General features: G+C 68.9%; 19 protein-coding genes and 2 pseudogenes. 8 read left to right on the top strand and 13 right to left on the bottom strand.

Annotated elements, in window-relative coordinates:
* Window positions 1–2 precede the first annotated feature (2 nt).
* Both N5I75_RS38230 and N5I75_RS38235 read left to right on the top strand, forming a co-directional pair.
* Window positions 3–980 carry a hypothetical protein gene (locus N5I75_RS38230; protein ID WP_476684998.1) on the top strand — a complete coding sequence of 326 codons (978 nt, stop codon included), beginning with the start codon at window positions 3–5 and terminating at the stop codon, window positions 978–980.
* Window positions 977–1330, top strand: a complete 354-nt coding sequence (locus N5I75_RS38235; RefSeq protein WP_476685000.1) for a PIN domain-containing protein — start codon at window positions 977–979, stop codon at window positions 1328–1330. The genes N5I75_RS38230 and N5I75_RS38235 overlap by 4 nt, the downstream gene beginning before the upstream one ends.
* A gap of 31 nt (window positions 1331–1361) precedes the next feature.
* Here N5I75_RS38235 and N5I75_RS38240 read toward each other — a convergent pair whose 3' ends face one another.
* The 10 genes from N5I75_RS38240 to ngcE all read right to left on the bottom strand — a co-directional run bounded on the left by N5I75_RS38240 (window position 1362) and on the right by ngcE (window position 15027).
* Complete coding sequence (locus tag N5I75_RS38240) at window positions 1362–2798, bottom strand: glycosyltransferase family 39 protein (RefSeq protein WP_476685001.1); 1437 nt, start codon at window positions 2796–2798, stop codon at window positions 1362–1364.
* A gap of 23 nt (window positions 2799–2821) precedes the next feature.
* A complete protein-coding gene (locus N5I75_RS38245; protein ID WP_476685002.1) occupies window positions 2822–4327 on the bottom strand; it encodes an amino acid permease in 1506 nt (501 codons plus the stop codon).
* A 219-nt stretch (window positions 4328–4546) separates the two neighbouring features.
* Complete coding sequence (gene dxs, locus N5I75_RS38250; protein ID WP_476685003.1) at window positions 4547–6475, bottom strand: 1-deoxy-D-xylulose-5-phosphate synthase; 1929 nt, start codon at window positions 6473–6475, stop codon at window positions 4547–4549.
* Between the two features lie 223 nt (window positions 6476–6698).
* Window positions 6699–7991, bottom strand: coding sequence for a sugar ABC transporter permease (locus N5I75_RS38255; RefSeq protein ID WP_394429340.1), 1293 nt, complete (start codon window positions 7989–7991; stop codon window positions 6699–6701).
* A complete protein-coding gene (locus N5I75_RS38260) occupies window positions 7988–8779 on the bottom strand; it encodes an ATP-binding cassette domain-containing protein (RefSeq protein WP_476685004.1) in 792 nt (263 codons plus the stop codon). The genes N5I75_RS38255 and N5I75_RS38260 overlap by 4 nt, the downstream gene beginning before the upstream one ends.
* Window positions 8780–8959: 180 nt before the next feature.
* On the bottom strand, window positions 8960–10087 hold the full coding sequence (locus N5I75_RS38265; protein ID WP_476685006.1) for a sugar ABC transporter substrate-binding protein: 1128 nt from the start codon (window positions 10085–10087) through the stop codon (window positions 8960–8962).
* 121 nt (window positions 10088–10208) lie between these two features.
* Window positions 10209–11408, bottom strand: a complete 1200-nt coding sequence (locus N5I75_RS38270; RefSeq protein WP_476685007.1) for an ROK family transcriptional regulator — start codon at window positions 11406–11408, stop codon at window positions 10209–10211.
* Window positions 11409–11613: 205 nt separating this feature from the next.
* Window positions 11614–12552, bottom strand: a complete 939-nt coding sequence (locus N5I75_RS38275) for a carbohydrate ABC transporter permease (protein ID WP_476685008.1) — start codon at window positions 12550–12552, stop codon at window positions 11614–11616.
* Entirely contained in the window at window positions 12552–13475 is a 924-nt protein-coding gene (locus N5I75_RS38280) for a carbohydrate ABC transporter permease (RefSeq protein ID WP_476685009.1), read from the bottom strand. Before N5I75_RS38280 ends, N5I75_RS38275 begins: the two co-directional genes overlap by 1 nt.
* An 88-nt stretch (window positions 13476–13563) precedes the next feature.
* Window positions 13564–15027: an N-acetylglucosamine/diacetylchitobiose ABC transporter substrate-binding protein gene (gene ngcE / locus N5I75_RS38285; protein WP_476685010.1), complete on the bottom strand. Its 1464-nt coding sequence runs from the start codon at window positions 15025–15027 to the stop codon at window positions 13564–13566.
* 800 nt (window positions 15028–15827) lie between these two features.
* Here ngcE and N5I75_RS38290 point away from each other — a divergent pair.
* A complete protein-coding gene (locus tag N5I75_RS38290) occupies window positions 15828–16163 on the top strand; it encodes a hypothetical protein (RefSeq protein WP_476685011.1) in 336 nt (111 codons plus the stop codon).
* Between the two features lie 226 nt (window positions 16164–16389).
* Window positions 16390–20223, top strand: a complete 3834-nt coding sequence (locus N5I75_RS38295) for a GH92 family glycosyl hydrolase (protein ID WP_476685012.1) — start codon at window positions 16390–16392, stop codon at window positions 20221–20223.
* 73 nt (window positions 20224–20296) lie between these two features.
* Here N5I75_RS38295 and N5I75_RS38300 read toward each other — a convergent pair whose 3' ends face one another.
* The 3 genes from N5I75_RS38300 to N5I75_RS38310 are packed head-to-tail and all read right to left on the bottom strand — an operon-like array spanning window position 20297 to window position 21277.
* Window positions 20297–20629 (bottom strand): type II toxin-antitoxin system PemK/MazF family toxin, encoded by a 333-nt coding sequence (locus N5I75_RS38300; protein WP_476685013.1) that lies wholly within the window; start codon window positions 20627–20629, stop codon window positions 20297–20299.
* The gene (locus tag N5I75_RS38305; protein WP_476685015.1) at window positions 20626–20859 is read right to left on the bottom strand and encodes a hypothetical protein; all 234 of its coding nucleotides are present in this window, start codon (window positions 20857–20859) and stop codon (window positions 20626–20628) included. Before N5I75_RS38305 ends, N5I75_RS38300 begins: the two co-directional genes overlap by 4 nt.
* A 10-nt stretch (window positions 20860–20869) precedes the next feature.
* Window positions 20870–21277, bottom strand: a complete 408-nt coding sequence (locus N5I75_RS38310; RefSeq protein WP_476685071.1) for an ATP-binding protein — start codon at window positions 21275–21277, stop codon at window positions 20870–20872.
* 173 nt (window positions 21278–21450) lie between these two features.
* Here N5I75_RS38310 and N5I75_RS38315 point away from each other — a divergent pair, with 173 nt between their 5' ends.
* The 4 genes and pseudogenes from N5I75_RS38315 (at window position 21451) to N5I75_RS38330 (ending at window position 23413) form a co-directional block, all read left to right on the top strand.
* Window positions 21451–22230, top strand: coding sequence for a helix-turn-helix domain-containing protein (locus N5I75_RS38315; RefSeq protein ID WP_476685016.1), 780 nt, complete (start codon window positions 21451–21453; stop codon window positions 22228–22230).
* Window positions 22227–22295: pseudogene (locus N5I75_RS38320) on the top strand (DUF397 domain-containing protein); the annotation flags it as partial. The gene N5I75_RS38315 and the pseudogene N5I75_RS38320, both read left to right, overlap by 4 nt.
* A gap of 6 nt (window positions 22296–22301) precedes the next feature.
* Window positions 22302–22586 (top strand): annotated as a pseudogene (locus tag N5I75_RS38325) (DUF397 domain-containing protein); the annotation flags it as partial.
* The gene (locus N5I75_RS38330; protein ID WP_476685018.1) at window positions 22583–23413 is read left to right on the top strand and encodes an arylamine N-acetyltransferase family protein; all 831 of its coding nucleotides are present in this window, start codon (window positions 22583–22585) and stop codon (window positions 23411–23413) included. The pseudogene N5I75_RS38325 and the gene N5I75_RS38330, both read left to right, overlap by 4 nt.
* Window positions 23414–23462 lie beyond the last annotated feature (49 nt).

A 23462-nucleotide genomic window follows, 5' to 3' on the forward strand; every position in this document is an offset into this window, starting at 1 on the left:
CTATGACGACCAACCGGACAAAGACGATAACGATTGCAACAACACTGATCGTTGCCGTCGCCGCGGCCGCGCTGCTGACGCTGACCCCCGCCCTCAGGGACACCGTCGGGGACGACCGCACCTCGCGTCCGGACGACCGCACATCGGTGGACCTGATGGCCCGCGTGACGGATCACACCGCGCGCTTCGGTCCCGGCACGGGTTACCGCGGACCCTCCCGCAGCGACCGCGCGACCGTGGCACGCGGGGTCACCCTGCTCCTCGACGGCGACCGGCCCCGTGCCGAGAAACACCTGTCCGACGTCGATGTCACGCTTCGCACCCTGACTGACAGCGTCTCGGGGCGCCGCTACACGGAGATCGCCGACGGCACGGACACCGGTGCCGCGCCACGCGGGTGGGGGCGGATCTACCTCGCCGAGGACGGCACGCCGCCGGACCGGCGCTGGATGGTCCAGGTTCCGCATCCGGTCGCCGACCGCAATACCGAACGTCTCGGCGTCGGCGTCCTGCGCGGCACCCAAGGCGGGATCATGGTGATTGCAGGTGCACATCGCAACGCCGGCGAGAACGGCTCGGCCGATGTCGCGCATCGCCGCGACACCGTGTTCGACGCGGTGTGCGCCGCCTTGGCCGAGCGCGGCCTGCCCGCTGTGCAACTGCACGGCTTCGCCGACGGCTCGGCGCCGCGCCACGACATCGTGGCGTCGACCGGCCGCGGGTCGGTCGCCCGCGATGAGGGCCGTCTCCTCGCGGACGCGTTCGACGCGCGCGAGTTCTCCGTGTGCCGCGCGTGGGCCCGCGACTGTCCGCTGGCGGGCCGCACCAACGTGCAGGGTCGCAAGGCCGAGGCGGAACACGTACCGTTCCTGCACATCGAGGTGAGCAACAGCGTCCGCACGGACGAACGGCGGTCGGCGCGGGTCGTCGCGGCCGTCGGCCGGGTCACGGATCTGTGGCGGAGAGGCGGGCGCCCATGACGAGGACCGTGCTGGTGGTGGACGGCGCGAACGTCGTCGGCTCCGTTCCCGACGGCTGGTGGCGCGACCGCCGCGCCGCCGCCGTACGCCTCCGGGACCGCCTCGCGCTCCACGCGCGGGAACATCCGGACGAGGAGATCGTCCTGGTCGTCGAGGGCCGGGCCCGGGGCGTCGAGCCGGTCCCCGGGGTCCGGATCGAGGAGGCTCCCGGCGAGGGCGACGACCACATCGTGGCGGTGGCGGCGGCAGCGACGGGCCCCTGCGTGGTCGTCACCGCCGACCGGGAGCTGCGCCGCAGGGTGGAGGAGACGGGCGCCCGGTGCGCGGGCCCGCGCACGGTGTACCCGTAACGGGCCCGGCCCTCCGGGTACCGCCCGCCCCTCACCCCCGCCGCACGTACACCACCGCCCCGTCCACCTCCCCCGCCACCTCGTACGGCGCGAGGAGGCCGTGCAGGGGACGGACGCGTTGAGGGGCGTACGGGGCGCCCCGGGAGTCGTCGACGACCAGGCGGGGCGGGCGGGTGGTGAACTCGCGGCGGAAGGCCGTCCAGGCGCCCTCCACGGCGTACTTCGCGCCCACGCGCGCCCCGTCCCTGCCCCCGCTGTAGTTGGTCAGGAGGCCCGCCGTCAGATAGCGGGTCGCGGGGGCGCGGCCGGACAGCCAGTACGTCTCCGGGTGTATGCCCCAGATCAGCACCGGGTCGTCCGGCGCCGAACGGGCACGGACCTCCTGCGCCAGCCGCTGGGCGTGCGCGAGTTCGGGGCGGGGGGCCAGCGCGCCCCAGGTCAGGAACAGGACGCAGCAGCACGCGCACGCCAGCATCGCCCTGGCGCGGCGTGCGGCGGGCAGGGTGTGCAGGGCCGCCGTGGCGAGAAGGGCCAGCGCGGGGGTCAGCTGCAGGTAGTAGTGGCCGAAGAAGTGGAATCCGCAGAGCACCGCCCCGGCCGACGCCGCCAGCCAGAGCCACAGCTCCGCGCAGCCCTTGAGCCGGGTCCGGACGAGCACCGGCAGGAACCCCGCGCACGCCACCCCCAGGATCGCCGCGTTGGCCAGACCCCGGCCGAGGGCGTGCAGCTCCGAGCCGGTGAACGTGGCGTACGAGCCCGAGCCCGTGACCGTCCAGAACAGGAAACCCGCCGGGTTCGTCACCAGCGCGGCCGCGAGGACCGGCAGCGCCGCTCCCGCCGCGCAGCGCAGCACGCCCGCGCGCGGCGCACCGCACCTCCACAGCATCCAGGCGACCGGCACGAGCACCGCTCCCCCGGTCTGCTTCGTCAGGAAGGCACAGGCCACGGCGGTACCGGCGAGGCCCCATCGGCGCCGGTCGGCGCACCACACCGCCGCCGCCGTGCACGGCAGCATGAACACCTCGAACGTCGCCGCCTGCGCGTCCTCCGGGTTGAGCCCGATGGAGATCAGCAGATACAGCACGCCCGCCGTGCGCCCGGCGGCGTCGCCCCAGCGGCGGCGCGCCAGGGACGCGAGCAGTACGGCGGTGGCGAACTGGGCCACGACCGCGCAGATCCGCACCCAGGTGAGCGAGCCGGAGCCGGAGACCGCGAACACGGCCTCGTAGAGCCACGGCACGAGCGGGGGTTTGCGGTCGACGACCGTCTCGTAGAGCGCGCCGCCGTCCGCGAGGAGGCGGGCCTGCACGGCGAGGAAGCCCTCGTCGGGGTTCCACAGGGGGTGGGCGAAGGACGGGAGGCGGGTGACGGCGGCGAGGAGGGCGAGCAGCGGGGCGAGCCGCCGCCAGTGACCGGAGGCGCGGGCCCCTGCCACGGACGGTGGCGGGACCCGCGCCTCGGTGAGCACGGAGCTTCTCGGTCGGTCGAAGGTCACTTCGCGGTGCCGGCGCCCAGCCTGCTGTGCGTGCGGCCGTACACGAAGTAGATGATCAGGCCGAGCACCATCCAGGCGAGGAAGCGCAGCCAGGTCTCCACGGAAAGGTTCAGCATCAGCCACACGGACGCGGCGACCGAGGCGACGGGCAGCAGGGGCACCCACGGCGCGCGGAAGTTGCGGTGCAGGTCGGGGCGGGTGCGCCGGAGGATGATCACGCCGAGGGCGACCACGACGAAGGCGAAGAGCGTGCCGATGTTGACCAGCTTCGACAGCTCTTCGAGGGAGACGAACCCGGCGAGCAGCGCGGAGGCGACGCCGAGGATGACCGTCGAGCGGTAGGGCGTGCGGAACTTCGGGTGGACGTCGCTGAAGACCTTCGGCAGGAGCCCGTCGCGGCTCATGGCGAAGAAGACGCGGCCCTGGCCGAGCAGCAGGATCATGACGACGGTCACGAGGCCGATGATGGCGCCGAAGTTGATCAGCCCGGCCCAGAACGGCTGGTCGATGGCCTTGAACGCGTCGGCGAGCGGGGCGTCCGCGCTGAGGGTGCTGTACTTCTGCATGCCGGTGACGACGATGGAGACGCCCACGTACAGGGCGGTGCAGATGGCAAGCGAGCCGATGATGCCGCGCGGCACGTCCTTGGCCGGGTCGATGGTCTCCTCGGCGGCGGTGGCGACGACGTCGAAGCCGATGTACGCGAAGAAGACGATGGCGGCGGCGGTGAAGATGCCCATGATCCCGAAGGCGGACGGGGTGTAGCCGAAGATCGATTCGAGCAGCGTCGCGCTGAGCCCCGAGCCGCCCGCGACCTCCTCCTTCGGCGGGATGAACGGCTTGTAGTTGGCGCCGACGATGTGGAAGCTGCCGACCGCGATGATGATCAGGACGACGAGCACCTTGACGGCGACGACGAACGACGTGACGTGCGCGGAGAGCTTGACGCCCACCACCAGGACGCCGGTCATGACGAGGATGAGCAGCGCGGCGGCGATGTTGAAGCCGAACTTCCCGTCCTGCGGGCCGACGAGGAAGCCGGGCAGCGGGATGCCCCAGCTGTCCAGGAGCGACTGGACGTAGCCCGCCCAGCCGACGGCGACGGTGGCGGCGCCGAGCGCCAGCTCCAGGACGAGGTCCCAGCCGATGATCCAGGCGACGAACTCGCCGAGCGAGGCATAGGCGAAGGTGTACGCGGACCCGGCCACCGGGACGGTGGAGGCGAACTCGGCGTAGCAGAGCGCGGCGAGCGCGCAGACGATGCCCGCGACGACGAAGGCGAGGGCGACGGCCGGGCCCGCGTAGTCCTTGGCGACCGTGCCGGTGGTGACGAAGATGCCGGCGCCGATGACGACGCCGACACCGAAGACCGTGAGGTCGAGGGCGGACAGCGATTTGTTGAGCTTGTGCTCGGGCTCCTCGGTGTCCTGGATGGACTGTTCGATGGACTTCGTTCTGAACAGCCCACTGCGTGCGCGTGGCGCGTCTGGCCTGGTGGTCACCGGCTACCTCCGTCGTCCTGTCGTCCCCGACATGATTCGGACAAGTAACCGCCGACCGACTGATCAGTCCTGTGTGTTCACGCGAAAGAGCGCGGGGCCGGACCCCCCATTGGGTGAGTCCGGCCCACATCAAGCCCCCTGTCAAGCCCCTCCGGCCCACATAAAGCCCCTCCGGCGATTGAGGAGCGGGGTCCGGGGCAGAGCCCCGTGAGGACGCGCTCAGTCCCGAGCAGGCTCCATGGCCCCCTCAGCGGAGCGGTCCCGCTCCATACGGCCGTCCAGCTTGGACACGAGGCCGGTCACCTGACGGGCGATGTCAGGCGCGGTGAGCCCGATCTCCGCCATGACCTCCTTGCGAGAGGCGTGGTCGAGGAACCGCGGCGGGATGCCGAAGTCCCGCAGCGGCACGTCGACCCCCGCGTCCCGCAGCGCCTGCGCGATGGTCGAGCCGACACCACCGACGCGGGAGTTGTCCTCGACGGTCACGACGACACGGTGCCGCTCGGCCAGCGGCGCCATCGCCTCGTCGACCGGCTTGACCCAGCGCGGGTCGACGACGGTCGTCGTGATGCCCTGCTTGTCGAGCAGACCGGCGATCTCCAGGCACATCGGGGCGAGCGCGCCGACGGAGACGAGCAGCACGTCGGGCCGGTCGCTGCCGGGCTCGCGCAGGACGTCCATGCCCCCGACCGTGGAGACGGCCTCGACGGCGGGCCCGACCGCGCCCTTGGAGTACCGCACGACGGTCGGCGCGTCGTCGACCTGGACGGCCTCGCGGAGCTGGGCGCGGAGCTGGTCGGCGTCGCGCGGCGCGGCGATCCGGAGGTCGGGGACGACCTGGAGGATCGACATGTCCCACATGCCGTTGTGCGAGGCGCCGTCGGTGCCGGTGACGCCGGCCCGGTCCAGGACGAAGGTGACGCCGCACTTGTGCAGGGCCACGTCCATCAGGAGCTGGTCGAAGGCGCGGTTGAGGAACGTCGCGTAGACGGCGAAGACGGGGTGCAGGCCACCGGCGGCGAGGCCGGCCGCGCTGGTCGCGCCGTGCTGCTCGGCGATGCCGACGTCGTAGACCCGCTCGGGGAACTTGTCCGCGAACTTCTTCAGGCCGACCGGCTGGAGCATGGCCGCCGTGATGGCGACGATGTCCTCGCGCTCCTCGCCGAGCTTGACCATCTCGTCGCCGAAGACGGAGGTCCAGTCGGCGCCGGACGCCTTGATGGGCAGGCCGGTGTCGGGGTGGATGGGGCCGATGCCGTGGAAACGGTCCGCCTCGTCCTGGAGGGCGGGCGTGTAGCCGCGGCCCTTCTCGGTGAGGCAGTGCACGATGACGGGGCCGCCGAAGCGCTTGGCGCGGGTCAGCGCCGACTCCAGGGCCTCGATGTCGTGGCCGTCGATCGGGCCCACGTACTTCAGGCCGAGGTCCTCGAACATGCCCTGCGGGGCGATGAAGTCCTTGAGGCCCTTCTTGGCGCCGTGCAGGGTCTCGTAGAGCGGGCGGCCGACGACCGGGGTGCGCTCCAGGAGGTCCTTGCCGCGGGCGAGGAACCGCTCGTAGCCGTCGGTGGTGCGCAGGGTGGCCAGGTGGTTGGCGAGGCCGCCGATGGTGGGCGCGTAGGAGCGCTCGTTGTCGTTCACCACGATGACCAGCGGGCGGTCCTTGGCGGCGGCGATGTTGTTCAGCGCCTCCCAGGCCATGCCGCCGGTGAGGGCGCCGTCACCGATGACCGCGACGACGTGGTCGTCCGTGCCGCGGACCTCGTTGGCCTTGGCGAAGCCGTCGGCCCAGCCGAGGACGGTGGAGGCGTGGCTGTTCTCGATGACGTCGTGCTCGGACTCGGCCTGCGAGGGGTAGCCGGAGAGGCCGCCCTTCATCTTGAGCTTGGAGAAGTCCTGGCGTCCGGTGAGCAGCTTGTGCACGTAGGACTGGTGGCCGGTGTCCCACAGCACCTTGTCCTTCGGGGACTCGAAGACGCGGTGCAGGGCGATGGTCAGCTCGACCACGCCGAGGTTGGGGCCGAGGTGGCCGCCGGTCTTGGAAACCGCGTCGACGAGGAAGGTCCGGATCTCTCCTGCCAGCTGGTCCAGCTGCTCCAGGCTGAGCCGGTCCAGATCGCGCGGTCCCGTGATGCGGGTCAGCAGCGGCACCCGTGCCTCCTTGCGATAGAGCTGTGAGTAGCTGGTTGAGCTGTTCGAGTTTGCCGGGCTTGTCGAGTCTAATGTTCCGCTCCCGATCCTGGCGGGCGGGCCGGGCGTTCACCGCGGCACGTTGCGCCGACCGGCGCCCCCGCGCACAGGACAGCGCCCGGCGTCGTCCTTGACGCCGGGCGCTGTCAGCCCTGGTGAACCGGGTGAAACGGACCGGAAGCGGTCAGGCGCGGCCGGCCGACTTCTGGGTCTTGCGGCTGATCGAGTCGATGACGACCGTGGCGAGGAGCACACCACCGGTGATCATGTACTGGATCGGGGTCTCGATGCCCTGGAGGGCCAGGCCGTACTGGATCGAGGTGATGACGAGCACACCGAGCAGCGCGTTCCAGGTGCGGCCCCGGCCACCGAAGAGGCTGGTGCCGCCGATGACGGCCGCGGCGATGACGTTCATCAGGAGGTCGCCGGCGCCGGCGCTCTGGTTGGCCGCCGCGATCTTGGAGGCCCAGAAGAGGCCGCCGACCGAGGCGAAGAGGCCCGCGATGGCGAAGACGGAGATCCGCACGGCGGTGACGTTGATACCGGCACGGCGCGACGCCTCGACGCTGCCGCCGAGCGCGAAGACCTTGCGGCCGTAGGAGGTGCGGCGCAGCACGAAGTCGGAGCCGACCAGGACGATCGCGAAGAGCAGCACCGCGAGCGGCAGGCCCTTGTACTGGTTGAAGATGATCGCCACACCGAACGCGGCGATGGCGAGCAGCACCGTGCGCAGGACGATGTCGCTGAGCGGCCGGGACGGGATGCCCGCGGCCTCGCGGCGGCGGTTGGAGAGGAACGTCGGCACGAAGTACCCGGCGACCGCGACGACGGCAAGCCCGTAGGCGGCGGCGACGTCGGAGAAGTAGTAGTTCGTGAGGTTGCCGACGACGCCTTCGCTGTCGATGTTGATCGTGCCGTTGGAGCCGAGCACCTGGAGCATGAAGCCGTTCCAGAACAGCAGGCCCGCCAGCGTCACGGCGAACGCGGGGGCGCCGATCCGGGCGAAGAAGAAGCCGTGGATGGCGCCGATGACGGCACCGGCCGCGAGGGCGGTGAGCACGGCCAGCCACTCGTTGACCCCGTGGGTGACGCTCATCACGGCCATGATCGCCGAGGAGACACCGGAGACGGAGCCGACCGACAGGTCGATCTCGCCGAGCAGCAGCACGAAGATGATGCCGACCGACATCATGCCCGTCGCGACCATGGCGACGAAGATGTTGTTCAGGTTCTGCGCGCCCAGGAACGCCGAGTTCAGGCTCTGGAAGATGACGCAGATGACGATGAGGCCGATGACGACGGGTATCGCGCCGAGGTCACCGCCGCGCAGCTTGCGCTTGAACTCGCCGACGTACCCCGCGAAGCCCTGCTCGCGCACGAGGAGGCGGGGGTCGACGGCGGCCACGGTGGCGCCGGCCGCCGCGGGGGCGGCGTCCACGGGGGCCTTGGTGACCTTGGTGGTCTTGTCGATGCTCACTTCTGAGCCTCCGCGTTATTGCGCGCCGCACGACGGGTCACGGCGTTGTCCGTGGCGCCGGTGATGGCGGAGATGATCTCTTCCTGCGAGGTCGTCTTGACCTCGAACACGCCGTTGTTGCGGCCGAGCCGCAGCACGGCGACCTTGTCGGCGACGGCCTTCACATCGGCCATGTTGTGGCTGATGAGGATGACCGCGTGGCCGCGCTCGCGAAGGCGCTCGACGAGGTCGAGGACCTGGGCGGTCTGCTCGACGCCGAGGGCGGCGGTCGGCTCGTCGAGGATGACCAGCTTGGGCTCGCCGAGCATGGAGCGGGCGATGGCCACCACCTGGCGCTGACCGCCGGAGAGGGAGGCGATCGGGATGCGCACGCTCGGGATGCGGATCGAGAGGGTCTCCAGGAGCTCGCGCGAGCGGCGCTCCATCTCGATCTCGTCGAGGACGCCGCGGCGCTTGATCTCGCGGCCCAGGAACAGGTTGCCGACGACATCGATGTTGTCGCAGAGCGCGAGGTCCTGGTAGACGGTCGCGATGCCCAGGTTCTGGGCGTCGTGGGGCTTGTTGACCGCGACGGCCTTGCCGTCCCACTCGATGCGGCCCTCGTCGATCGGGTGCACCCCGGCGATCGTCTTGACCAGGGTGGACTTTCCGGCACCGTTGTCGCCGACCAGGGCGACCACCTCACCGGCGTGGACCTCAAGCTCTACGTCGGTGAGCGCCTGGACGGCACCGAATCGCTTGGAGACCCCGCGCAACGCCAGCACGGGCGTAGCGGACACGTGAACCATCTCCTTCGCCGCCAAAGGCCTGACCCGGCGGGAGGTTGAACAGAAGTGAAGACTGAGGGGGGTGTTTCCGTCCGGCGCCCCGCCGTCGAGCTTGCGGGGCTGTTTGCGGCGGGGCGCCGGACGTACTCACACAGGAGCGCTACCGGAAGGGGCGCGCAAGTCCCGTGCGGGACAGAGGGGTTACTTCAGACCGATCTTGTCGCAGGCCGCCTTGTACTTGGCGGTGCAGATCTCGTCGAGGGTGTAGTAACCCTCCTTGATGACCGTGTCCTTGATGTTGTCCTGGGTCAGCGAGACGACCGGGACGATGACCGCGGGGACACCCTTCTCGGTGCCGCTGTCGACGGTGCCGGTGGCGATGGAGCTGTCCAGCTTGCCGTCCTTGGCGATCGAGACGGCCATCTTGGCGACGGTCTCGGCCTCCTGCGGGTACGACTTGAAGACGCTCATGTACTGCTCACCCGTGACGATGCGCTGCACACCGGCGAGCTCGGCGTCCTGGCCGGTGACCGGCGGGAGCTTGGAGAGGCCTGCGGACTTCAGGGCGGTGATGGAGCCGCCCGCCATGCCGTCGTTGGCGGAGTAGACGCCGGCGATGTTGTTCTTGCCGACCGCGGAGATCGCGCCCTCCATGTTGGCGTTGGCGTTCTCCGGCTTCCACTCCTTGGTGTCGTACTCCTTGGCGATCGTCACCTTGCCGTCGAGGACGGAGTGGGCGCCCTTCTTGAACTGGGCGGCGTTCGGGTCGGTGACCGCGCCGTTCATCATGACGATCTTGGTGCTCTTGGTGGCCTTGGAGCCCAGGGCCTTCAGGAGCGCCTCGCCCTGCGTCTTGCCGACCTCCTCGTTGTCGAAGGAGGTGTAGGCGGCGATCGGGCCCTCGGCCAGGCGGTCGTACGCGACGACGGGGATGCCGGCGTCCTTGGCCTTCTTGACGCCGCTGGCGACGGCCTTGTAGTCGACCGCGTCCAGGATCAGCACGTCGACCTTCTTGGTGATCATCGTGTCGATCTGCTGCGACTGGAGGGTCGCGTCCTGCTTGGCGTTGAGGTACTCGAGCTTGCCCTTGCCATTGGTCAGCGTGGATATCTGCTTCTCAATGATCGGCTTGTCGAACTTCTCGTAGCGCGCGGTCTGGTTCTCCGGCAGGAGCAGGCCGACGGTGATGTCGTCGCCCTTCTTGCCGGACGAGGCCTTGTCGCCGCTGTCGTCGCCGTTGGACTCCTTGGCGGAGCCACAGGCGGCGAGCGAGACGGCCATGGCGGTGGCACAGAACGCAACGGCGGCACGACGCATACGCGTGTTCACTTCAGAAACCTCCCTGACGAGGCCGCGACGTTGCGGCCGAGGTGGCTGGAAGTCAACTCGGCCGCAACCCCAGCGTCAAGGAGTAAATCCTTAACGAGATGGCAACGGTGTCATGCGTTCTCTAAGTGAAGGCAGGTGTCACGGTGGGCACAGTGCCGTCCAAAAGGGTTGAATCGCCCATCTCGCTGAGGGCCAGGGCGAGCGCCCCGAGCACCTCCGCACGGCCGCCCAACGCCCCCGGGAGGACGGAGAGTTGGCGGGCGGCGCTGGGGATCGCGTAGCGCCCCACGGACTCCCTTATGGGCCCCAGGACCAGCTCTCCGGCCTCGGCCAGATCGCCGCCGAGGACGACCCGGCTGGGGTTGAGCAGGTTGCAGAGATTCGCGACACCCGAGCCGATGTGACGGCCCACGTCGGCGATCACGCGGCGGCAGCCGGGGTCCCCGTCGCGGGCGAGGCGGACCACGCCCTCCAGGGTCAGATCGGTGCCGTGGCTCGACTGGAGCAGCGGCAGGACGTACCGGGCGGCCGTGAACGTCTCCAGGCAGCCCCGGTTGCCGCAGCGGCAGACCGGGCCCGACTCGTCCAGGGTGATGTGACCGATCTCGCCCGCGGTGCCGCCGGGCCCTCGGTAGATCTTCCCGTCGATGACCAGGCCCGCGCCGACGCCGCTGGCGACCTTGATGTAGGCCAGGTCCTTCACACCCCGCCCGCTGCCCCAGACCAGCTCGCCGAGGGCGCCCAGGTTGGCGTCGTTGTCGACGTGCACGGGGACGCCCAGGCGGCGGCCCAGCTCCTCGGCGGGCCGCGTCCCGGTCCAGCCCGGCAGGATCGAGGTGGAGCCGAGCGTGCCGCTCTCCACGTCGATGGGGCCCGGCACGCCGAGCCCGACCCCGGCCACCTTGGAGCGGTCCACGCCGGTCGCCGCGACGAGGCGCTCGACCAGCTCCTCGGCGCGGTCGAAGCCCTGCGCGGCGCTCGCGTCCACGTCGAGCGGCTCGGACTCCTCGGCGAGCACCTGGTGCGCCAGGTTGCCGATGGCCACGCGCAGGTGCGTGTGGCCGAAGTCGACGCCGATCACGATGCCCGCGTCGCCGCTGAGCGAGACGCTGCGGGCCCTGCGCCCCCCGGCCGAGGTGGGCGTGACCTCGACCGTTCCGCCGTCCTTGAGCTCCCGGACGATGTTGGAGACCGTGGCCGCGGACAGCCCCGTCGTCCTCGCGATCTCCGCCTGCGTGAGCGAACCGGCGAGCCGTACGGCGCGTACGACCCGCTCCAGATTGGCCCGGTGCAGCGACGACTGCGACCCCGGAGTCTCCATTGACTCTCTCCACCCTCTGCCCCTGGCCCGCGTCACACCGCGTGACCGGCCCTTGTACAAGTTATGAACTCCAAGCTCCGCTGAAGTGCTATCTGCCGTCAAGCCCTTGACAGAAATCGGTTCCAACGAGCGCGCGCACGGGTCCGGCCCCGGAAGGCATCCTTCCGGGGCCGGACCGTACGCTCACGAGCGGTCGCGCTCGGTGCTACTTGAGCGCTCCCGCCGTCAGACCCTGCACCACCTGGCGCTGGAAGATGATGTAGGCGGCGAGCACCGGGAGCATCGCCATGACCAGACCGGCGAACAGTCCCGACCAGTCGCCCTTGTAGCCCTGGCTGGTGGCCAGCTCGACGAGGCCCTGGGCGAGCACCCGTTTGTCGGGGTCCGTGTTCAGGACCGTCGGCAGCATGTACTGGTTCCACTGGCCGAGGAAGTTGAAGATGCCCACGCTGATGAGGCCGGGCTTGGCCATCGGCAGCATGATCTGGAAGAAGGTCCGGGTGTGGGAAGCGCCGTCGACGAAGGCGGCCTCCGCGATCGAGCTCGGCAGCGTCCGGAAGAACGACGTCAGGAAGAACACCGTGAACGGCAGCGAGTACGCGATGTAGGCCAGGATCAGCCCGGGCAGCGTGTTCAGCAGCGCCATGTTGTTCATCACGTAGAACAGCGGCACCAGGGCCAGCATGATCGGGAAGCTCATGCCCGCGACGAACAGGAAGTAGATGAACCGGTTGCCGGGGAACTCGAAGCGCGCGAGGACGTAGGCGGCCATCGAGCCGAGCACCAGCGTGCCGACGAGCGAGCAGCCGACGACGATCAGGGTGTTGGCGAAGTAGTCGCTCATGTGCGCCTGCGACCAGGCCCGCGACCAGTTCTCGAAGTGCAGCTTGTCCGGGAGCGACCAGGGTGAGCTGAGAATCGAGTTGTCGTCCTTGAACGACGTCATGACCGCCCAGAGCAGCGGCAGCACCACCAGGATCGCCCAGATGATCAGCACGCCGTGGGAGAAGACGTTCAGGGTCGAGCCGGTGACGTCCTTGCCCGTCGAGGGCGTGGCGTCGTGCTTGGCCACGCGCGGGCCCGGCACGCGCCCGGCGGTCTCGCCCCGCTGCTCGGCGGGGGGCGGGGTGTCGGTGGTCTTCATCAGTACTCCAGCCGCTCGCGCCGGCCAAGACGCATGACGATCGCCGCGAACAGCAGCGTGACGACGAGAAGGGCGACACCGATGGTGGTCGCGTAGGCGGCGTTCGCGTCACGGAACGCCGACTGGTAGACGTACAGCGGGAGGACGGTCGTCGAGTAGTCGGGACCGCCGGGGCCCACCGTCATGATCTGCACCGCGGCGAACGCCTCGGCCCCGAGGGCGAGGATGCCCATGTAGACCCAGCCGGACTGGATGGTGTCCCACAGCAGCGGCAGCGTGATCCGGAAGAACGTGGTGACGCGGCTGGCGCCGTCGAGCAGGGCGGCCTCGTAGAAGTCCTTGGGGATGGAGGCCATGCCCGCGGAGAACAGGACGACGAAGAAGCCGGTCGTGCCCCAGACGAGGACCGCCATGACGGCCCACAGCGCCCAGGTCGGGTCGCCCAGCCATTCCGGCTGGAAACTGCCCAGCCCGACGGCTTTGAGCGCCGCGTTCAGCGCGCCGCCGTTGGGGTTGTAGATGAATCGGAAGAGCAGGGCGACGATGGCGATCGAGAGCACCTGCGGAAAGAAATAAGCGATCTTGTAGAAACCGGATCCGCGTACTCCGGAGATGGCGGCGCCTTTACGGCGCCGCCCGCCGACGTTGAGCATGAACGAGAAGAACAGCGCGAGGCTCAGCGTCACCAACGGCAGCAGCAGAACGAGCATCACACTGTGCTGCAACGATTTCCAGAAGATGTCGTCGTGCAGCATGCGCGAGTAGTTGTCGAAACCCACCATCTTGAAGTCGGGGCTCAGACCGGTCCAGTCGGTGAACGAGTAGTAGATCGACTGGATGAACGGCCAGATGACGAAGATGGCGTACAAAGCCAGCGGGGCCACCAAAAAACCCACTATGAAGCGGTACTTGCCGTGTTGCATGGTTACCGACCCCGATCGCTGTGCGGGTGCCGCCGTTGATGACGTGTGCGCACGTGCCGCTCTCTCGCTCGTCGCTTACTGGTGTCGCTTACTGGTGCTTGTAGTGCTTGATGGACTGGTCCTTGGCCGCCGCGTCGGCGAAGCCCTGGATCTTCTTGATGGCCTCCGCCGGGGTGAGCCGGCCGGCCATCATCTCGCCGAGACCGGCGACGCCGATCTGCTCCTTCTGGAGCTTGACGTACCAGTCCTGCAGACGCGGGTTGACCACGTTGTCACCGGCCTTCTCCAGGGCCGCGACACCGGACTTGAGGCCCGGGGTCAGCTCGATGCCGTCGGTGCCGCCGTTGAAGGCCGACAGCGACTTGACCTGGCTGGTGAAGTTCTTCGAGGACGCCTCACTGAGCATGATGCGCAGCTGCTCCATGCCGCCCTCGACGTTGGCCGCCTTGGCGGGCACGATGTACGGCTCGCCACCGGACGCCCAGATGGTGCCGAACGGCATCTTGTCGCTCTTGTCGAGGCCGGACGGGGCGCCGACGGAGAGCTTGAAGTCGGCCGGGATAACCTTCGCCGACTCGTTTTCTACCCAGGAACCGTTCGGGATGAACAGCGCCTTGCCCTTGGCCCACTCCGTCTGCGACTGGATGTGGTCGATGCCGGGCGTGCCCTTGAGGATGTAGCCCTTGGCGTACAGCTCGTAGTACGCGTCGAAGGCGGCCTTGACGGCCGGGTGCTTCCAGGCGTTCGGCTCAAGGTTGTCGATCGCGTCGAGGACGTCGCGGCCACCGATCTTCGCGATGAACGGGTAGAGCGAGAACGGCAGGTAGTACGGGTACTTGCCCGCGTACGTCCAGCCGGCGATGCCCTTCTTCTTCGCCTTGGCGCACAGCGCGAGCATGTCGTCCCAGGTCTCCGGGTACGTCGCGTCGAGCTTCTCCAAGTTGGTCTGCGAGTACCAGACGCCGTAGACCGTGTACGCGTAGTACATGATCCAGACCGGGTCGCCGTCGAACTGGCCCATCTCGACGATGCCGGGGCGCAGCGTGTCGCGGACCTTCTTGTTCGGGTCGTCGACGGACGGCGCGTCGAGCAGCGGCGTCAGGTCGGCGAGCTGCTTCTTGCCGACGAGGACGCCCATGTCCATCTGCTCGGCGCCGGAGTTGTCGATCAGGTCCGGCGGGGTGCCGCCGTTGAACTTGGGCTGCAGCTCGGACTGGATCTTCTGGGTCGAGTGGAACGTGACCTTGGCCTTCGGGAACGCCTTCGTGTAGGCGGCGTTGGCGTCGGTCGCGTACTTCGTGCCGAAGCCGCCGTCGAAGATGACCACGGACAGGCCGGCGCTCTCGTTGACCGCCAGCGGGTTGGTCTTGGACTTCGTGCCCTTCTCGACCTTGTCGTCGGAGCCGCTGTCGCCGCTCGCGCACGCCGAGAGGAAGCCCATCGACGGGACGGCGATCAGGCCGAGCGCCGCGGACCGCTTGATCAGATCGCGACGGTTGGTGCCGGGCTTCGTGACCGCGCCGGTGTCGTTCGCGTCGGAAGTGGATCCCATGCTCAAGTCCTCGCCTTCTCCAGGACTCAGGCGGTGAACCGGATCCTCCCCGGCACCGCGGTGATGTGCTGTGTCGTGCCGGGACTGAAATCCCGGGCCACGGGACGGAAAAGCACCCCGGAGCGCGTCCGGAAATGCCCCGTCCCGAGGGAACGCAGTTGGAGCTGGGTGGTACTGGAAGTGCCGGGATCATCAGGGAGTAACGGCTGTCGGTGCTCGTGGGTGCTTGTCGGTGCTCCCGCACGTCCCGCCGATTCCCCCTGGTCCCCCCGAGTCCGACCGCGGCCGGAACACGGCCGGGGCGGACGCCGACAGGTATAGTCCACTCTCTGTGAGCTGGGCAAGATCGAATGCAGGTTTGGGCGCCGGTCTTTTCCGAGTTGAGACCTCCCGGAAATAAGCCGCAGGGCGGTAGATGTGGATCATCTCAACTCCCTTGCGTACAAAGCATGTAGCGGTATGGCCCGCCCTTTCGGACCGAGTGCGTTCGAGGAGTGAACGATCGGCCCGGGCGCTCGCCGGGGCCTGTGCACCCGGCCTATGCCCCGCGCAACCGATGCACCCCCTTCGGGGCTATCCGCCGCAGGTGCGGCGAGAGTACGCTCCGTACCAGTCCGTGGACTTTGTGTGGCCGTAAGCGCGGCGGCATACGTCCGGCGATCTCTCGGGCCCCTTGGAGGCCCCCCACGCCAGCGGCTGCCTTCGCGGGGAATTCGGTCCCGCGCCACAAGCGCCGCCTCGATCATCCGTGGCCGGGCCCTCGTCGCTCGCCGGACGGCGCATTGCCACTGGGACCCGCCATGCGCAACAACTACTTCGTCGACGAACTCCTCCTCATCACCCCCCTCCACAAGGAGCCCGGCGTCCGCCTGTCCGGCCAGGTGGTCGGCGCCCACAAGGCGTCCCTAGCCGTCGCCGTGGCCGAGCACAGCCGCACGCACGACGAGGTCACTGTGGACCTGACGCAGGTGGACTACCTGGCCAACGGCGCCCTTGAGACGCTCGTCGCCCTCGCCCGCAGCCTCACCCCGCCGCAGCGGCTGCGCCTCCTGGCCGCGCCCGGCCTGCGCGTCCAGGAGCGGCTCGCGGCGGAGGGCTGGGACCAGATCGACACACTGTGGGTCGTCCGGACCTGACCACCCGCCCCGCCGGATCGGCACGCTCCAAGTCGTCCGGGCCCGACCACCCGCCCCGCCCAGCTCACACCCCCTGTACCGTTCGGGCCCGAACACCGCCCCACCTGGCCCCACTCCGTCCGGCGACACACGCAACACCCTTGACACCGCTTGCCACTTACCTCCCTACTGGACGTTGCGCAGCAACTTGACAACGTTGTCGACAGCGCCGGGAGGGTGCACAGCGATGCAGGGCAGATCGATCCGAGCCAGCCGTTCCAGATACAGATACGCCACGACGGCGGCCGTGGGCGCGGCCGCCCTGGTCCTGACGGCGGTCGGCCAGGGGGCCGCGGCAGCCGCGCAGGCGGGCAAGGTGCGCCCGGCCAAGGAGTTCAGCTCCTCCTTCGAGGAGGGCCAGCCGGCCCCGGACTGGCTCAACACGGTCGACACCGCCAAGGACGGCTCCAAGCGCTCCAGCGGCGTCGACGGCGGCTACAGCGGCGGCATCCCGGGCAATGTCAACGCCCATGTCACCGAGGTCCGCGCGAGCGGCGAGAACGCGGGCGGCGGCGAGACCAAGGAGAACCTGGTCGACGGCGAGTCGACCAGCAAGTGGCTGGCGTTCACGCCGACCGCCTGGGTCGAGTACGACCTCGACGAGCCGGCCAAGGTCACCAAGTACGCGCTGACCTCCGCCAACGACCACGACGAGCGCGACCCGAAGGACTGGACCCTCAAGGGCTCGGCCGACGGCAAGGAGTGGACGACGCTCGACACCCGCTCCGGCGAAACGTTCGCCCAGCGGTTCCAGACGAAGACGTACGAGATAGCCGACCCGGCCGAATACTCCCATTTCCGGATCGAGTTCACGAAGAACAACGGCGCGGGCGACGCGACCCAGCTCGCCGACCTCCAGCTCTCGACCGGCGACGAGCAGGCGCCGACGCCCGAGGACATGCTCTCGCTCGTAGACCGCGGCCCCAGCGGCTCGCCCACCGCCAAGGCGGGCGCGGGCTTCACCGGCAAGCGCGCGCTGCGCTACGCCGGTACGCACAAGGCCGACGGGCGCGCCTACTCGTACAACAAGGTCTTCGACGTCGACGTGGCGGTGCAGCGCGACACCGAGCTGTCGTACAAGGTCTTCCCGCAGATGGCGGACAAGGACCTCGACTACGACGCCACGAACGTCTCCGTCGACCTCGCCTTCACCGACGGCACCTACCTGAGCGGCCTCAAGGCGGTCGACTCGCACGGCGGGCTCATGACGCCGCAGGGCCAGGGAGCCGCCAAGCGGCTGTACGTGAACCAGTGGAACGCGGTGAAGTCGTCCATCGGCTCGGTCGCCGCGGGCAAGACGATCGACCGGATCCTCGTCGCGTACGACTCCCCGAAGGGTCCGGCGAAGTTCCGCGGCTGGGTCGACGACATCGACATCAAGCGCGCGGAACCGGTCCGTCCGAAGGCCCACCTGAGCGACTATGCGTCCACGACACGCGGCACGAACTCCAGCGGTGGATTTTCCCGGGGCAACACCTTCCCGGCGACGGCCGTCCCGCATGGCTTCAACTTCTGGACGCCGGTGACGAACGCGGGTTCGCTGAGCTGGCTGTACGACTACGCGCGGGACAACAACGCGGACAACCTGCCGACGATGGAGGCGCTGGCCGCGAGCCACGAGCCGAGCCCGTGGATGGGTGACCGCCAGACGTTCCAGATGATGCCCTCGGCCGCAGCGACGGTGGACACGTCCCGCACCGGCCGCGCGCTCCCCTTCAAGCACGAGAACGAGACGGCGAAGCCGTACTACTACGGCGTCACGTTCGAGAACGGCGTGAAGGCGGAGATGGCGCCGACGGACCACGCCGCCGCGCTGCGCTTCAGCTACCCGGGCAAGGACGCGAGCGTCGTCTTCGACAACGCCTCCGAGCAGGGCGGCCTGACCCTGGACAAGGACAACGGGGTCGTCACCGGCTACTCGGACGTCAAGTCGGGTCTGTCGACGGGCGCCACGCGTCTCTTCGTGTACGGCGTCTTCGACAAGCCCGTCAAGGACGCGGCGGCCTCCGGCGTGAAGGGGCACTTCACCTTCGACGCGGGCAAGGACCGCACGGTGACGCTGCGCCTCGCGACCTCGCTCATCAGCATCGACCAGGCGAAGGACAACCTGGCGCAGGAGCTGCCGCAGAGGAAGTCGTTCACTTCGGTGCGCAATGCGGCGCGTGCGCAGTGGGACGCGCTGATGAACAAGGTGGAGGTGGAGGGCGCGACGGAGGACCAGCGGGTCTCCCTCTACTCCTCGCTCTACCGCCTGTACCTGTACCCGAACTCGGGCTTCGAGAAGGTCGGCAAGAAGTACCTGTACGCCTCGCCGTTCACCGCGATGACCGGCCCCGACACCCCGACCCACACGGGCGCGAAGATCGTCGAGGGCAAGCCGTACGTCAACAACGGCTTCTGGGACACCTACCGGACGACGTGGCCCGCGTACTCGCTGCTGACGCCGAAGAAGGCCGGTGAGCTGGTCGACGGGTTCGTGCAGCAGTACAAGGACGGCGGCTGGATCTCCCGCTGGTCGTCCCCCGGCTACGCGGACCTGATGACGGGCACGTCCTCGGATGTCGCCTTCGCCGACGCGTACGTCAAGGGTGTCGACTTCGACGCCGAGGACGCCTACAAGGCGGCCGTGAAGAACGCGACCGTCGTGCCGCCGCAGTCGGGTGTGGGCCGCAAGGGCATGGAGACCTCGCCCTTCCTCGGCTACACCAGCACCGACACGCACGAGGGCCTGTCGTGGGCCCTTGAGGGTTACCTCAACGACTACGGCATCGCGCAGATGGGCCAGGCCCTCTACAAGAAGACGGGCAAGAAGCAGTACAAGGAGGAGTCCGAGTACTTCCTCAACCGCGCCCGTGACTACGTCAACATGTTCGACGACAAGGCGGCGGGCACCGGCTTCTTCCAGGGCAAGACCGCCAAGGGTGACTGGCGCGTGGAGTCGTCGAAGTTCAACCCGGCGATCTGGGGTTACGACTACACCGAGACCAACGCCTGGGGCTACGCCTTCACGGCCGTCCAGGACAGCAAGGGCCTGGCGAATCTGTATGGCGGCAAGAACGGCCTCGCCGACAAGCTCGACACGTACTTCAACACGACCGAGACGGGCTCGGCGGACGTCGCCGGTTCGTACGGCGGTGTCATCCACGAGATGACCGAGGCGCGTGATGTCCGCATGGGCATGTACGGCCACTCCAACCAGGTCGCGCACCACGTCACGTACATGTACGACGCGGCCGGCCAGCCGTGGAAGACGCAGGAGAAGGTCCGTGAGGTCCTCTCCCGCCTCTACACCGGCAGCGAGATCGGCCAGGGCTACCACGGCGACGAGGACAACGGCGAGCAGTCGGCCTGGTACCTCTTCTCGTCCATGGGCTTCTACCCGCTCGTCATGGGCAGCGGCGAGTACGCGATCGGCTCCCCGCAGTTCACGAAGATGACGCTGCACCTGGAGAACGGCAAGAAGCTCGTCATCAAGGCGCCCAAGAACAGCGCGCAGAACATCTACGTGCAGGGCGTCAAGGTCAACGGCAAGGCGTGGAACAAGACGTCGTTGCCGCACTCGGTCGTCGCCAAGGGCGGCACGATCGAGTTCGCGATGGGCGCGAAGCCGTCCGCCTGGGGCACCGGCAAGGACGCGGCTCCCGTGTCCATCACGCAGGACGACAAGGTGCCGTCGCCGCGCAAGGACGCCATCACCGGTTCCGGCGCGCTGTTCGACAACTCGTCGGCTACGAGTGCCGCCGCCACGTCTGTCGACCTGCCGGTCGGCGCCGAGGGCACGAAGGCCATTCAGTACACGCTGACCTCGGCCGACAAGGCGTCCGCCCCGACGGGCTGGAAGCTTGAGGCGTCGGCGGACGGTACGTCCTGGAAGACGGTGGACCAGCGGTCCGGCGAGTCCTTCGGCTATGACAAGCAGACGCGGGCCTTCACGGTGCCGAAGCCGGGCTCGTACAAGCAGTACCGGCTCGTGTTCACGGGCGGGGCCGCGACGGTGGCGGAGGTCGAGCTGCTGTCGTAGTACCTGGTTCCACCTGAACGAAGCCGCGGGCGGGCGTGGAGTGTTCACGCCCGCCCGTACTCATTCACCGAGGTCAGTCGGTCAGGTCCAGCGAGAGCCGGATGGCCCGCGACACGGCTTCCATCTCGTCAGCGGGAACGAACCCGAGGTACCTCCCCACCGCGAGGAACGAGGCCGTGACGGTGTGGATCTGGGTACCGATGACTGTCGCCGTCACCGGCCTCGTGATCGGTGCCGACAACAGGGTGTTGGGAGCGGTGCCGGAGGTGTCGCACACCGCGGTGACCGCCGTGTGCGGATAGGCGGCCATGGCCGCGTCCGCCTGCAACACGATGAACGTACGGGAGCGGCCCCGGGGCGTGACCGCCTCCCACACCTGTCCCCGCCGCACGGGTGGTGCGCTCACACGTCACCGCCCGGCAGCGCGTCGAGCGCGTCGAAGGACAGGTCCTGCAAGTCGTCGGCCATGCCGGTCTGCGTGGCCTGCCAGGCAGCAAGACGATCCGCCGCGTCCCGGACCGCCTGCGCTTTGAGGGCCTTCGCCGTGTAAGCCGACACGTTCCCATCTGCCTCGGTCTGGATCGCGGCCAGTATGTCGGTCGGCAGCGTGACCGTGATGCGCTTAGTAGCCGTCATGCATCACAGCTTATCTCCCCGCATACTGACACGCATACTGCTGCGCTGCACTCAGTCGGCATGCTCCGATTTCGCACCATACGACCTTGCCGGGGTCCCGCTCCCCTACGCCCCACCTGTCGGCCAGCGCCGTCACCAGGAGCAGGCCCCGGCCCCCTTCGGCGTCGGCCGCCGGACTCGGTGCAGCCGGTACGCCGTCGCCGCTGTCATGGACCTCTACGCGGACCCCGTCGTCGTACGCCGTCACGCGCAGGAGGAAGCCCCGGCCGGGCGGGACGCCGTGCAGCAGCGCGTTCGTGGTGAGTTCGCTGACGCAGAGCGCGATGTCGTCCGCGCGGTCCCTGATGCCCCAGTCGTGCGGCGCGGCCCGGGTGAAGTCGCGGGCGGCTGGGACGGATTGGCGTTCGCGGCGGTACATGCGCTCGCGGGATTCGTGGTTCACGCGAGCGATGGTTGCGCAGAGTGATTGACTGTGACAGTGCGCGCACCCCGACGGATTTTCCGTCTGGGTACGCGCGGGGTCGGTCGAGCCTGAAGGTGGGGACAGTGCGCACTATGAAGCGTCCGCCGAAGAGTCCGTCCGCGATGAGGATGGTTGCCGACCTCGTCGCCCTGTTCCGGAGATCCGCCGGGCTCACGCAGGCGCAGCTCGGGGAGAGACTGGGGGTGGCCGAGTCGACCATCGCCGCGATTGAGCAGGCGCGGCGGCCGTTGGTCCCGGAGCTGGCCGCCGCCATGGACGAACTGGTGGGCTCACCCGGGGTGTTGGGCGTGGCGGTGGCCGCCTTGCCAGAGGTCGACCAGTACCCCATGTGGGCCGAGTCGTACATCCAGCACGAGCGGGAGGCGATCGCGCTGTGCTGGTACGACACCCTGGTCGTGCCCGGTCTGCTTCAGACCGAGGAGTACGCCCGCACCCTGCTGAGGCAGCGCGTGCCCGCGTACGACGCGGATGAGATCGAGTCGAGGACTGCGGGACGCGTCGAGCGCCGGGCCATACTGCGCCGCAAGTGTCCGCCGACGCTGAGTTTCGTCGTATGGGAACCTGCGCTCAGGATGGCCATCGCGGAACCGGCGGTGCGGGCGGAGCAGCTGCGATTCCTGCGCGAGTGCGCGGACCTGCCCGGCCTGTCCTTGCAGGTCCTGGCGCTCGATGCCCAGGAGAACGCTGGTACCGCGGGGCCTTTCATCCTCCTGGAAACCGCAGAGCATCAACGCCTCGCATACACCGAATCCCAGCGCGGAAGCCAGTGGGTTTCCGACCCGAGCGAGGTGTCCAGGCTGGAGCGCAAGTATGCGATGCTGCGGTCACAGGCCCTCAGCCCCAAGGAGACCAGGGGCCTGCTGGACCGGCTGGCAGGAGAGCAATGAGCACCGCACTGAACTGGTTCAAGTCGAGTTACAGCAGCGACGAGGGCGGCGCCTGCCTCGAAGTCGCGTACAACTGGCGGAAGTCGAGCTACAGCGGCAGTGAAGGCGGTGCCTGCGTCGAAGTCGCGCACGAATGGCAGAAGTCCAGCTACAGCGGCAGCGAGGGCGGACAGTGCCTCGAAATCGCCTATGACTGGCGGGCGTCGAGCCACAGCGGCGACGAAGGCGGCCAGTGCGTAGAAGTCGCCGCCCACCCCACCGCCATCCACATCCGCGACTCCAAGAACCCGGACGGCCCCCACTTCACCGTCACCCCGGGCGCCTGGGCCGAGTTCCTGAACGGTGCCGCTGCGTGATCGACGTAGACAGATACCTGGCCGTGCTCGGAGTAGCGCGGCCAGCCGCCCCGACCGCCGACGCCCTCTGGGCCTTGCACCGCGCCCACGTCGAGCGCATCCCCTACGAGACGCTCGACAACCAGCTCGGGCGGCACACGGACATCGACCCCGCCGCATCCGTCACCCGGTTCCTCCGAGGACGCGGCGGGTACTGCTTCACCCTCAATGGCGGCTTCGCCGCGCTCCTCGAAGCCCTCGGCTACGACGTGACGATGCACGTAGCAGGGGTGCAGGACGAGGTCGAGGACCCGGACGGGCCCGGCGGCGACCACCTCGCGCTGACGGTCGGGCTGGATGGCGAACGCTGGCTCGTCGATGTCGGCCTAGCAGGGGGCATGCACGAACCCCTCCCGCTCCGCCAAGGGACATACACGCAGGGCCCGTTCACATACGGCATGGCACCTTCGACCGTCGTGCCCGGCGGCTGGCGGTTCACCCACGACCCGCGCGGCGCGTTCGACTCGATGGTGTTCGCACCGGAGCCCGTCGGCATCGCCGCGTTCGAGGCGAAGCACGTCGAGCTGTCGACGTCGCCCGAGTCCGGGTTCGTCCGGGTCTTTCAGGCGCAGCTCCGGGAGGCCAAGGGCGTCGTCATGTTGCGCGGCTGTGTGCTGCGCAGGATCGACGCCGGGGGCACGGAGGAGCGGATCATCGATGTCGCCGAGGACTGGTACGACGTACTCGGCGACGCCTTCCACCTGAACCTGGACGACGTGGACGCGTCCGAGCGGGCGCGACTCTGGGACCACGTCCGCACCGAACACCGGAAGAGATACGGCTCGTAGAACAACGACAGGGCCGCACCCCCGGGGTCACCGGGGATGCGGCCCTGAA

It is taken from the genome of Streptomyces sp. R818, from assembly GCF_056172735.1.